At 49.9% G+C, this 11,982-nt stretch carries 12 protein-coding genes; 7 read left to right on the forward strand and 5 right to left on the reverse strand.

Annotated features, from left to right (window positions below):
• The first annotated feature begins 391 nt into the window (after positions 1 to 391).
• Positions 392 to 1,069, forward strand: a complete 678-nt coding sequence (gene sleB / locus CAGA_RS04505; RefSeq protein WP_135658242.1) for a spore cortex-lytic enzyme — start codon at positions 392 to 394, stop codon at positions 1,067 to 1,069.
• A gap of 77 nt (positions 1,070 to 1,146) precedes the next feature.
• Here sleB and CAGA_RS04510 read toward each other — a convergent pair whose 3' ends face one another.
• From CAGA_RS04510 to CAGA_RS04525, 4 genes are all read right to left on the reverse strand, one after another.
• Positions 1,147 to 2,340 (reverse strand): GH25 family lysozyme, encoded by a 1,194-nt coding sequence (locus CAGA_RS04510; RefSeq protein ID WP_167875156.1) that lies wholly within the window; start codon positions 2,338 to 2,340, stop codon positions 1,147 to 1,149.
• 166 nt (positions 2,341 to 2,506) lie between these two features.
• The gene (locus CAGA_RS04515; RefSeq protein ID WP_135658247.1) at positions 2,507 to 3,022 is read right to left on the reverse strand and encodes a hypothetical protein; all 516 of its coding nucleotides are present in this window, start codon (positions 3,020 to 3,022) and stop codon (positions 2,507 to 2,509) included.
• A 280-nt stretch (positions 3,023 to 3,302) separates the two neighbouring features.
• A complete protein-coding gene (locus CAGA_RS04520) occupies positions 3,303 to 4,109 on the reverse strand; it encodes an alpha/beta hydrolase (RefSeq protein ID WP_135658249.1) in 807 nt (268 codons plus the stop codon).
• A 95-nt stretch (positions 4,110 to 4,204) separates the two neighbouring features.
• Positions 4,205 to 4,705, reverse strand: coding sequence for an iron dependent repressor, metal binding and dimerization domain protein (locus CAGA_RS04525; RefSeq protein WP_135658251.1), 501 nt, complete (start codon positions 4,703 to 4,705; stop codon positions 4,205 to 4,207).
• 368 nt (positions 4,706 to 5,073) lie between these two features.
• Here CAGA_RS04525 and CAGA_RS04530 point away from each other — a divergent pair, with 368 nt between their 5' ends.
• From CAGA_RS04530 to CAGA_RS04555, 6 genes are all read left to right on the forward strand, one after another.
• Positions 5,074 to 7,083, forward strand: coding sequence for a methyl-accepting chemotaxis protein (locus CAGA_RS04530; protein WP_135658253.1), 2,010 nt, complete (start codon positions 5,074 to 5,076; stop codon positions 7,081 to 7,083).
• A gap of 260 nt (positions 7,084 to 7,343) precedes the next feature.
• Positions 7,344 to 7,928, forward strand: coding sequence for a TetR/AcrR family transcriptional regulator (locus CAGA_RS04535; protein WP_167875157.1), 585 nt, complete (start codon positions 7,344 to 7,346; stop codon positions 7,926 to 7,928).
• A gap of 19 nt (positions 7,929 to 7,947) precedes the next feature.
• Positions 7,948 to 8,718 carry a phosphopantothenoylcysteine decarboxylase domain-containing protein gene (locus CAGA_RS04540; protein ID WP_135658256.1) on the forward strand — a complete coding sequence of 257 codons (771 nt, stop codon included), beginning with the start codon at positions 7,948 to 7,950 and terminating at the stop codon, positions 8,716 to 8,718.
• Positions 8,715 to 9,263: a flavoprotein gene (locus CAGA_RS04545; RefSeq protein WP_135658258.1), complete on the forward strand. Its 549-nt coding sequence runs from the start codon at positions 8,715 to 8,717 to the stop codon at positions 9,261 to 9,263. The genes CAGA_RS04540 and CAGA_RS04545 overlap by 4 nt, the downstream gene beginning before the upstream one ends.
• Positions 9,260 to 10,045: a type III pantothenate kinase gene (locus tag CAGA_RS04550; protein ID WP_135658260.1), complete on the forward strand. Its 786-nt coding sequence runs from the start codon at positions 9,260 to 9,262 to the stop codon at positions 10,043 to 10,045. The genes CAGA_RS04545 and CAGA_RS04550 overlap by 4 nt, the downstream gene beginning before the upstream one ends.
• Positions 10,046 to 10,098: 53 nt before the next feature.
• Complete coding sequence (locus CAGA_RS04555; RefSeq protein WP_135658262.1) at positions 10,099 to 10,731, forward strand: ECF transporter S component; 633 nt, start codon at positions 10,099 to 10,101, stop codon at positions 10,729 to 10,731.
• Between the two features lie 228 nt (positions 10,732 to 10,959).
• Here the strand turns inward: CAGA_RS04555 and CAGA_RS04560 are convergent, their stop codons facing one another.
• On the reverse strand, positions 10,960 to 11,847 hold the full coding sequence (locus CAGA_RS04560; RefSeq protein ID WP_135658264.1) for a YitT family protein: 888 nt from the start codon (positions 11,845 to 11,847) through the stop codon (positions 10,960 to 10,962).
• Between the last annotated feature and the right edge of the window lie 135 nt (positions 11,848 to 11,982).

An 11,982-nucleotide genomic window follows, 5' to 3' on the forward strand; every position in this document is an offset into this window, starting at 1 on the left:
TTCACGATACACTAACGTGTATTTTTGTTGCCTTTTTAAGTGACAACCAACTTTGTCCGAAAGTACTTTCTACTCTCTGGTTTACGGGTTCCTTAATTCGTTACGTTGTTTAATTTTCAAGGTCCTGGCCGGTCAAACTTCGCTTCTGCTCTGCGTTTTCGCGGCTTCGGCTTTGTTTTTCCGTTTGCGCCTTCCGTAAGGCGCTTGACTATAATACCAAATCCAGCCCTTTTAGTCAACCCTTTTTTTAAAATTTTTTAAAAAAATCAGATTTTCCGCCAAAAATAGCCTCGTTTCACACTTTTAGTTCATATATAGAAAATAAAAATATCCTCACTCTTGGATAAAACATCATTGTAAGGGAAAAATTCTTTTCAGAGGTGTTTTAAGAATGAATAAGAAACTGAAATATATTTGGGCAATTGCTATTGTTTTACTGGTTAATGTCCTTGTCATATCCATCGTAAAAAGCGGGAGCGGTTCGGTCGGCGCGCTTTCAAAACTCGGTTCGCAAGGGAGCGAAGTGCGCAGCATTCAGACCAAACTACAGAACCAGGGCTATTATAAAGGAAAAATCGACGGTATTTACGGGACGAACACGCGAAACGCCGTAATCCGGTTCCAGAAGGTAAAGGGCCTTACGCCGGACGGCATCGCCGGACCCAAAACCCTAAAAGCGCTGGGCCTCGGCGGCTCCGGTGGGCTGGGCGGTTTCAGCAGCAACGACATCTCGCTGCTGGCGCGGGTAACTTCGGCGGAATCGCGCGGGGAGCCGTATGTAGGGCAGGTTGCGGTTGCCGCGGTTATTTTAAACCGTATTGAGCATCCATCGTTTCCGAATACATTGGCGGGCGTAATTTACCAACCGGGCGCATTCAGTTGCATAAACGACGGCGGAATCAATGCACCGGTCTCAGACAGCGCATACAAAGCCGCGCGTGACGCGATTAATGGCTGGGATCCGTCGGGAGGGGCAATTTATTACTACAACCCGGCAAAAGCCACCAGCGGATGGATTTTTTCCCGTCCTATTATTACGGTTATCGGGGATCACCGTTTTTGCAGTTAACAGAGAAAGGGGCGCCGAACAATCCTGTCCGGCGTCCCTTCTTACATATATAAAATAGTTCCATACCGAATAATATATCAGACTACGGTAACTACGCAGCGGCGAACCGCCTTCTGCTTCGGCAGGGTGGAATACACCGAAGTACATCCGCGTCTAACGCATTGAATCTTATAATAATAACTTGCGCCGATCTTTTTCTGGTACACGGTTTTAATCACGCTGCTGTTACCGGTGGAAAACGTAGGTTTATCAGAAGCATTTTTGGGCGTAAATTTAAACTGATAGGTTTTTCCAACCTTGAGGGTAATCGCTGCGCCGGTATCGGAAAGAATGGAAGCATCCGTTACCGCTGTGCCGGAGGGCTGGAAAAACGCCTGTGGCCCGAGCGGATATTCCTGATACGAGTAATCCATATCGACCGCACCGTTTATACCGGAAACGCTGCCGGCAAAAGTATACTGCCATGTGGTATAGGGACCGCTGTAATTCGGCAGAAGTACATCCGGGTGGGCAACCCATATATCATAAGTGCTAAGGGAAGATATGGTTTTAAATTGATTTAATAAGGTCGTATTGCAGTACACGCCGGCGCGGTAACCCGCCTTAATCATCGCGTTGCAGAAGGTTGAAATTATGGAATCGAGCTGGCCTGCCTGCATGGATGAATGGAATGGCTGTTCTACGTCCAAATAAACCGGATAGTCCAGCTTGCGCCCGTTCAGAATACCGAGGCAGAGCTGAGCCTCCTGCTGGGCTTCGGCTGCTGTTGTGGCGTAGCTGACGTGATATGCGCCGACTTTCAGCCCGTTCGCGGTTGCACCGTCGTAATTTGCGGCAAAGGTCGCGTCTGTCTGTGATTCGGGCTTCTCATTGCCGTAGCCGCTGCGCAGAATTGCAAAATCCACGCCGTCAGCCTTTACGGCCGCCCAGTCCACCGTTCCCTGGTGCACGGAAACATCGATCCCCTTCAGGACGACGTTGACAACACAAGCGGCTGTCCTGCCGTCCGGGGCCGTCGCGGTAACCGTTGCCCTGCCGAGGGACACGCCGGTAACGGTGCCGTCGCTTACGGAAGCCACATTCGGGTTGCTGGAAGTCCATGTAACGGATGAACCGTCGCTCACCGTAAGGGAAGCGGTTTCGCCTCTTTTCAGCGCGAGGCTCTGCGCGCTCAACGCTAAGGCCGAAGCGGTTGTATCCGCGTAAGCCATCGTACACATGGAAAGGGCAAACGTAAGTGCCAGGAGCAGAGCCGTACATCTCTTTCTCATTAAAGTTCCTCCTATGAATTTTACAAAAACTGGAATTTTTCTGTCTTTATAATAGGCTCGTCCAACGCCGCTGTCAAGCGAATTTTTTAGTATTAAACTGTGATTTTCCCCCTGCATGGAAAATGCCGCGCGGCAAAACAACCGTGCGGCTTTTTATCTTATGCAATTACTTTTTAAATTCCTTGAAAAGCTTCGTGACCTCATCCTGGCGCTTCTGATTCTGGTCGGAAGTAACAGTATCCTTATAAACCATCAGATACTTTCCGTTGTCGGAAATAACCGCCGGAACCTCCTGACTCATCATCTTAAAGCTGCCTTTCGCCTTGATTTCGTCAAAAACAGTCTGTGCCGTACTGTTAAGGCTGGTGTCAAACTCGTACAGCTCAACGGTTACATTGTCTTTTCCGTTATAGCTGAACTGGTACTTCACACCCTTTTTCGCGCCGATAAAGTCGGCTTTCATTTGCTCCTGATTGCCGAAAAGAACGGAATTGGCGGCAAGGTATTTTACAAGGCCGGAAAGGTTATCGTCCATACTGTCCGCGCTGACCGCGGACGATACCGGCTGCGAAGCGGCCGAGGAAGAAGCCGGCGCGGGCGTTCCGCCAACATCGCCCATGCCGCAAGCCGCCATGGTTCCCGCCATCACAATCGCGAGCGCGAGGATTAAAACTTTTTTCATCTGCAAGCCCTCTCTAAATAGCAAAATAACATTTGTATTATAGTGTATCCCTTTTTCCGGCCTTTGCCGGGAGAAAAGGAAAGTCTTTTGTAATTATCCGATTTTTCCGTTGTTTTGTCAACCATCAAGTTTCTTTCCCTTTCAAGCGGGAAAAACGCGCCGTGACAATCCGACATTTCCAACGTTGCAAAGGATTTTCCGGAATGGAAAGTTTTCATCGGAAGCCCAACAAAAAACTGCCCGGCAATTCTGCGGGCAGCTTTTAATTCCTAACTATGTATTACAGCCTCTTGTTCAGCCAGTCGACAATCTCCGCAATGATTTCGTCGCGGCATGGCTCGTTTAGAATCTCATGGTACAGGTGCGCGTAGATTTTCAGGGTTTTATCGCTCGAAGCAATATCCCCGAAAAATTCCCGGGAATCCTTCTCGCTTACAAGACCGTCGCAGCAGCCGTGGAGAAGCAAAACCGGGTCGGTAAACTTCTTGGCGTTCTTCTTCATCCACTCTACGCCGTAATACAGGGCATTGAACAGGCCGACGGAAATTTGCTTTTCCACCAGCGGGTCGTCCTCATACGCTTTTACAACGGCAGGGTCGCTGCAAACGCCGTCGCCCAGCTCGTTCGGGAAATAGGCATCCGCGGGCTGCGGTATCGGCAGGGAACCCGGCGCAGCGGCATTCATGCGGGTAAGCGCGCCAGAGGTCACGATCCCCTGTACTTTGCCCGGGTATTTTGTCCCGAACAAGGTAACGGCGCAGCCGCCCATGCTGTGGCCCAGCAGAAATACGGGAAGCCCCTTGTTTTCCATTTTCGCCATCTCTACAAAATGATTTACGTCATCTACCATTTCGTTGTAATCATGGAAAAACACGCGCCTGCCTTCCGATTTGCCGTGGCCGCGGTGGTCAAACCGGTAAACGCCGAAGCCGCTCCGGTTCAGCTTTTCCGTCACATAATTGTAGCGGCCAAGGTGTTCGCACAAGCCGTGCACCACAACGACAATCGCCTTCGGGCTTTCCGGAACATCCTTCCGGAAAAACAGCTTGGTCCCGTCATAGGAAGGAACCATCATTTCCTTCGTCATAACAACATCCCCTTTTCATAAGCTTAGCGAATTTGCAAAAACGATTGTATTAACTATATCATCTAAATTTTTGTTCGTCAACTCAAATATTTTTATTAAAATCGACTGCTTTTGAACGCTTTATAGCGTTCCAGAATATCGGGATTGCGCCGCATGAATTCCACAAAGTCCGCAAAGCACAAAATAGTTTCCTTACTGAACATATGCTCGGTTTTTTCGGTTTCCTCCAAAAGGAAGGAATCCCCCACGCCGATGATGCGCGCGAAATCCTCCAAAATCGTGTGGCGCTTTAAAAGCCACGCGCCCGTTTTCTTGCCTTTTTCCTCCAGCATAATGAACCCGTACCGTTCGTATTTGACCATTCCGATTTGGGCAAGGTTCTGCACCATTTTCGTGGCAGAGGAGGGCTGGACGTTCAGCGCCTGGGAAAGGATGTGGATTCTGGTAAACCCGGTTTCGTATGACAGCCGGTAAATCATTTCCAGGTAATCCTCCATAGACGCAGTCAGGGCGTCTTCATCCTTTTTCATATATCCGTTGAAGGTATAAAAATTGCTGCGCACGGCCGCGTCCACCTTTCCAAAAGACTTAATCATTCAATATATTCCGGTACTCCGGGATTTATGACCGGCGTGAACATTTTGTGCCGGTGCAACATAGTTTGTAAGGACAAAAAAAAGTTGGAAAAGACGAACGAAGCGTAACGATTCTTCAAAAAGCGGAATCCGAGCCTCCGGCCGCGGGGTGCCGGTGTTTTCTTCCTTCAGAATATCTTTTTATCAATGGACGGGTAGGCATTTCCAGCCTTCCCGTTCTTCTGTTTTGATAAGCAAAAGCTGCTTTGCTGGTATATTTTTACAAACTGCCTTTAGTGTCTAAATTCGGCAAAAACTTTGTCGATATATGTCTTAAGAATCAGCGATAATTTTGTCGATGTGTCTTACAATGAAAAGGAGATGATGTTATGCTGGGAATGAAAAGCTTAAGAACAAAACTGCTGCTTTTTATCGGGATACCGGTTGCACTGGTTTTTGTAATTACGGCATTGATTTCGCTATCCAATGTTAAAAATTCTGTTTATCTGTTTTTAAACGAACAGCTTACGGACAAGTCTCAAGCCGCATCGTATCAGATCAGCGAGTATTTTTCAAACTATGAGCAGGTCGCAGTGCAGATGGCGGCGAATTCCCAATTTGAGGATCTTTTTAAGAAAGTCACCCCGGGAACAAAGCTCACCGCTCCCGCAGAATTCGCAAATGCAAAAAGGAGCCTCATTAACGTTCATCAAAGTGATCCGGATAACATCATCGCATCCTGGATTGCGGATATCGATTCCAGCCAATATACACAATCGGACGGATACCTTTCGGGTGCGGACTATAAAATCGAAACAAGGCCGTGGTACCAGCAAGTGGTAAAAGAACAGAAAACCGTGATTACCGATCCGTACCAGGACGCCAGCACAAAGGAATGGGTTGTAAGCGTGGTTTCCCCGGTTTACGATTCCGGCACAAAGACTTTGCTCGGCGTGACCGCAATCGATTTCAACCTTGAAAAAATCAGTAAAATGATGCAGGGCTACCGGCTGGGCAACACCGGGTTCTTCATCCTTTGCTCCAAGCAGGGCGTGATGATTTACCACCCCGATTCGACTTTTATTAACAAAAATGTCTCTGAATCCAACATGTCCAAAAATATTATCGATGCGATTACGAACAAAACCACCGGGCCGGTCACCTATACCGCGATGAATCATACCAACTACGGCTATGTTGCGCCGGTTGGCGATACCGGATGGACGGTAGCAACCGGGCTGCCGGAGGCGGAGTACAATGAATCCTACAACACAACACAGATGACGTTCCTCGTCACTTTTCTGATTGCGCTCCTTATTCTGCTCGTAATCATTGTTCTGATTTCCAAGAGCATTATTGGGCCGCTGAAAAAGCTTACCGCTTCCGCACAGCAGATTGCGGACGGGAACCTGAATGTGAAAGTGGATGTCAAGTCCATGGACGAAACCGGACAGGTTGCCGTCGCGATTCAAGAAATTGTGCAAAGGCTCAGCCACTACATCGAATACATCGATGAGATTACCGCCGTCCTTGACCGGATTGCCTCTGGGGATCTTGTGTTTGACCTGAAATGCGATTACACAGGTGAATTTGCAAAGATCAGGGATGCCCTTAACAATATTAAATCCAGACTCACAAAAACCTTTACCATGATCACCGATTCCGCCGACCAGGTTGCAAGCAGCTCCGACCAGGTTTCGAATGCCGCGCAGGCGCTGGCGCAGGGCGCCGCGGAGCAGGCCAGCACGATTCAGGAGCTTTCCGCTTCTATTACCGAAATTGCGGACCATGTGAACGAAAACGCGGAAAACGCCAATGCGCTGGAACAGCTTGCGCAGGAATCGTACTCCGAGGCGCAGCACAGCAACGCGCAAATGGCGCGCCTGGTTACTGCTATGTCGGACATCAACGACGCGTCCAATGAGATTGGAAAAATCATTAAGACCATTGAAGACATTGCGTTCCAGACCAATATCCTCGCCCTGAACGCGGCTGTGGAAGCGGCCCGCGCCGGCGAAGCCGGAAAGGGCTTTGCCGTTGTCGCCGATGAAGTCCGGAATCTTGCGGGCAAGAGCGCGGAGGCGGCAAAAAATACAACCTCTCTGATCGACAACTCCATCCGCACCGTACAAAACGGCACAGGGGTGGCAAACGAAACGGCCCAGTCCCTACAGCAAATGATTGAAAAGGTCGGCCAGACGTCAGAACTGATCGCAAAGATCACCAAGGCAAGCAATGAGCAGGCCGCATCCATTAAGCAGGTTACGATTGCCGTTGACCAAATTTCCGCAGTAGTGCAGACGAATTCCGCCACTTCGGAAGAGAGCGCTGCTTCAAGCGAAGAACTCAACGGCCAGGCAAAAACGATGAAAGAGCTTGTCAGCCAATTCCGCTTATAAGCCCAATCCCATCGCCATACAGAAACAGCCTCACGGAAAACCGTGGGGCTGTTTCCATTGAGTGCGTACGATTCTATGCCACTTGCGAACCGACTGCCTGCCCTGCCGTCTTTCTTCCTGCCACCTTTAAAAATCTTTTCGGTTTCTTTATACCATAACGCTTGATAAATTATTGACAAGATGACGCAGGTGGAATATAATAGTATTTATAAAATATGACACAAGTGTCATATTTTATAGGATCGGAGGAACCAGCCCTTATGTCGAAAGCTTCTGAAAAAAGAGAGCTGATTTTAAAAAACGCAAAACAAGTATTTATCCGCAAAGGATTCGACCGCGTTACCATGAAGGATATTATTGAGGAATGCGGGATCAGCCGGGGCGGCATTTACCTTTATTTTTCAACGGTGGATGAAATTTTCATCGAAGTTGTAAAAAAGCACAATCAGGAGAAAATAGAGTGTATCCGCACCAGCATTGAAAAGAATCAGGATTTTAACCAGCTTGTCGACGAATTTTTCGCGGATCAGAAAAGGCGCCTTTTAAACATGGACAAGAGCATGTTCGTCGCCATGATGGAATTCTGTTTCGCGCACAAAAATGTTTCGGACCGGGACTTTTACACGGAGCAGTTTTACAATACGAAGGTGATTATTCTGGAAATCCTGAAATTCGGGCAAAAAGCGGGGGCGATCACCGCCAAAAACATTGAACGTCTTGCGGATTCGATTCTGTTCCTGATTGAAGGCCTGCGCTCGCTGGCGGTTTCCAGCGAAATTTCCGGCGAGCTTGTGGATGAGCAGCTCCAAGTTGGAAGGGGATTGATTTATTCCGATTTATTTTAACGGAAAGAAGGGGCATATTTTGAACGTTCTGATAACGGCGGGAGGTACGTCGGAAAAGATTGACGACGTTCGTAAAATCAGCAACACGGCGACGGGACGGCTGGGAAGCCTGATTGCGGACTGCTTTCTTACGGACGAGTCCGTTTCTGTAACCTGTCTCTGTTCCGAAAATGCTGTTTTGCCCAAAAAACCGCGTGCACGCATTCTCCGCATCAGCGATGTGCAAAGCCTGCAGCGGACTGTTGAAGAGGAAATGCACGCGCGCGCGTACGACGCGGTCATTCACTCTATGGCGGTCAGCGACTACCGGGTAAAATACAGCGCACCGTCCGAATGGCTGGCGGCGCAGCTTGCAAAGTCCGTCGGAAACGGCAGCCAAAACCCGGAATCCCTTGCTGCGCAGATCCATTCCGCGCTTTTGTCCTGCGGCGGCGGGGACAGGCCCAAGAAAATTTCCTCGGACATAGAAAATGTATTCCTATGCCTTGAAAAGACGCCAAAAATCATCGGGCTATTTAAAAAGCTCCAGCCGCAAACCATTCTGGTTGGGTTCAAGCTTCTTGCCGGCGTGGAAGAAACCGAGCTTCTCGACGCGGCACGGAATCTGATGAAGCGGAACGAGTGCGATTTCGTTCTGGCAAACGATCAGGAAAAAATTGATGAAAACCGCCACGAAGCGATTTTACTGGGAAAAGACCATTCGATGACCCGTTTGCACACGAAAGACGAAATCGCCGCGGCAATCAAAGAGCATGTTATGCGCAAAGCCAAGGAGGGCGGGCAGAAATGAAAAATGTCGTATTGGGCGTTACCGGGAGCATCGCCGCCTACAAAGCGGCGGATATCACCAACGCGCTTACAAAATCCGGCTACAACGTGGATGTGATTCTGACGAAGGGCGGCGCGGAGTTTATTACCCCGCTGACCCTGCAGACCCTGTCGAAGAACCGGGTCTATACCGACATGTTCGAGCTGGACTATCCGCGCGAAGTCACGCATATTTCCCTTTGTAAAAAAGCGGATCTGTTCGTGATTGCGCCCGCTTCCGCCGATATTATCGGGAAAATCGCAAACGGCATCGCGGACGACATGCTGTCGACCGTAGCGCTCGCCATGCAGGGCATCCCTTTGCTGATTGCTCCGGCAATGAATACCCGGATGTATGAAAATCCGATTGTAAAGGACAATCTTGAAAAGCTGAAAAAACACGGATACGAAATCATCGAGCCGAAGGAATCCCTTCTTGCGTGCGGCGACCTTGGCAAGGGCGCGCTTGCCGACGTCGGCGACATCCTCCGCGCAATAACCGATCATCTTCAGGAGAAAACGCTATGATATTTTTGGCCAATATTGGGAATACGAATGTAAACTACGGCCTGTACGAAAAACGGATCCTCGCTTCCGGCTACTTCCCCATCCACCTGCTTTCCTGCGAAAGGCGCGCGCTCGCGCTTTTCCGCTCTCTGCTCCGGAAATGCAGGGTATCCCGGGAGGAGGTTGAAGGCACGGTGATTTCGTCCGTCGTCCCGGAAAAAAACGCGATCATTCTGAACGCGGCGGAAAAGATTTCGCAAACGGAGCCGGTTCTGATCTCCAGCCGGACGGGCTGGGAATTCGACACCTCCGCCTATTCGGGCGTTTTGGGAACGGACAGGCTTTTATGCTGTTCCGCGGCTTTGCAGAAATACAAACCCCCGTTCGTTGTCGTGGATTTCGGCACCGCCACAACCCTGAACGTAATCGATTCGTCCGGTGCTTTTGCGGGCGGCGTGATTCTGCCCGGCGTACGGACCGGGCTGCGGGCGCTGGCGGCCAGCACCTCCCAGCTGCACGAAATCCCCTTCTTCGGTCCGAAGTCGGCGATCGGAAAAAACACCGCCGAGTGTATGCTTTCGGGGGCGACCTTCGGAACGGCGGCGATGCTGGAAGGGCTTGTCCGGCGGATTGAGAAGGAGCTTGGCGCCAACGCAGACGTAATCGTTACCGGCGGAAACGCGAAAGCCATTATCCCCTATTGCGAGCTTGAAGCCCGCTATGAACCAGAACTGCTTCTGGAAGGGCTGGCAATACAAGCAAACCGGCTGATAGCCGTATCGAAAAAAGCACGGGTTGAATGACAAGGTGCATCCAAAACAATTCGTGTTTCCTAATCAAGAAGGAGAGAACATTTATGAATCGAAAAACCGGCACGAACCGACTGGTCCTCACCGCCCTTTTCTGCGCAATTATCCTCCTTTTAAATTTTACCCCGATCGGGTACATACAGCTCCCGCTGATTAAAGCGACGATCATCCATGTGCCCGTAATTATCGGCTCCATCCTGCTCGGTCCGAAAATCGGCGCGGGGCTGGGCTTTGTTTTCGGCCTTACGAGTTTTTACAATAATACCTTTGCCCCAACCCTTCTTTCCTTTGCCTTTTCCCCGCTGATTCCGGTTCCGGGAACCACGATGGGAAGCTGGGCCGCGCTTCTCGTTGCTTTCCTCCCCCGCATTCTGGTGGGCGTTGTCCCCTATTACTGCTATACGCTTTTCAGTAAGGCAATGAAGGGCAAGTATGACATGCTGTCGTTGGCTTTGAGCGGCCTTGCCGGCTCCATGACCAACACGATTCTGGTTATGAACTTGATTTATTTCCTTTTCCGCGACGCGTATGGAGAAGTAAAGCACATTGCTGTAGACATGGTTTATACCGCCGTGCTGAGCGTTATCTTTTCAAACGGCATACCGGAAGCCGCTGTGGCCGCTGTGCTTACGGCGGCAGTCTGCCGCGCGCTGATAAAGCTCAAGCCCATCAAGGCGTAAGGCCGCATAAACCCGCGCAGCGAAGCCGCATGGCGGACGGAACCAAGAAAAAGCCTCCCATCGCCCATAATGGACGACTGGGAGGCAATTTTATAATAAAATCCGGCAAACAAAAAGTACAGAACCGAAGCTGACAAGAGCCGTTCGGGACGGACCCAAACGGCTCTTTGAATCGAATTGGCATTCATGCTGCGGCTTTGGGGCAGAAAGATTGTTTTACAGAAGCTCCTAACGCACTTCAAGCCGGCTTTCAAAGTTGCCAAGGAGCATGTTCGGCGAAACGACAAAGACGAAAGCCTTCGGATCCTCCTGAAAAAGCAATCTTTTCAGGTACTGCCACTCATATTTGTTGATGACCGTCATATGGACAAGCTGTTCATGCTGGGTAAATTCGCCCCAGCCGTTCCAGCTGGTTACTCCCCTGCCCGTAAACTCAGTCAGTTTTTTGCCAAGCCCCGGGTTTCTGGAGACAATGAACACCGTAAGCTTGATGTTTTGATCGTGCACCTTATCCATTACGACGGTCGCGATGAAGGAAAAGATAAGCGAATACGCCGCTATTTCCAAATCGAGCTTCACCGCCGCAAAGAGATAGACACAGGTGTTGATAAAGAGCGCGATCCGCCCGACGCTGAAGCTCGGGTACTTCTTGGAACAGATCATTCCCACAACGTCCGTCCCTCCGCCCGAACCGCCTTCCCTAAGCGATAGCCCCACACCATAGCCGCAAACAGCCCCGCCGATCAGACAGTTGAGCAAAGCGTCGGAAAACAAAGGCTTCGGCGGGGCCGGAAGCACCGTCATCAAGAAGGATTGAACGCATACGGCAATGATCGTGCGGATAATAAATTTGCGGCCTAAGACTTTCAAACCCATATAGACCAGCGGTATGTTCATCAACCAGGTGATAATCCCCACAATATCAATATTCGTGGGTACGGGAATGCCACATGCATCGGCGATCACCCATTTAATAATTTGCGCAACCCCGGTGAAGCCTCCGCTGTAAAGCCCCGCGGGAATCAGAAAAAAACGGTAAGAGACCGAAAACAAGACGACGCCGAGCAAGATATACACCATATGTAACCATTCGTTGTGGCTCTCTTCTTTTTTCATAGCATTTTCGTCAGCCTTTTTATAGCCCTGCCTGTAAAAAAAACCGTAGCAAAACTGCACCAGCCGGTGAAATTAACCGAAACAATTTCTTTTACAAACAGGCGAATATTCAAGGTATCTTTGCGGCAAATGGGG

This window comes from Caproiciproducens galactitolivorans (assembly GCF_004768785.1).
Taxonomy (GTDB): Bacteria; Bacillota; Clostridia; order Oscillospirales; family Acutalibacteraceae; genus Caproiciproducens; species Caproiciproducens galactitolivorans.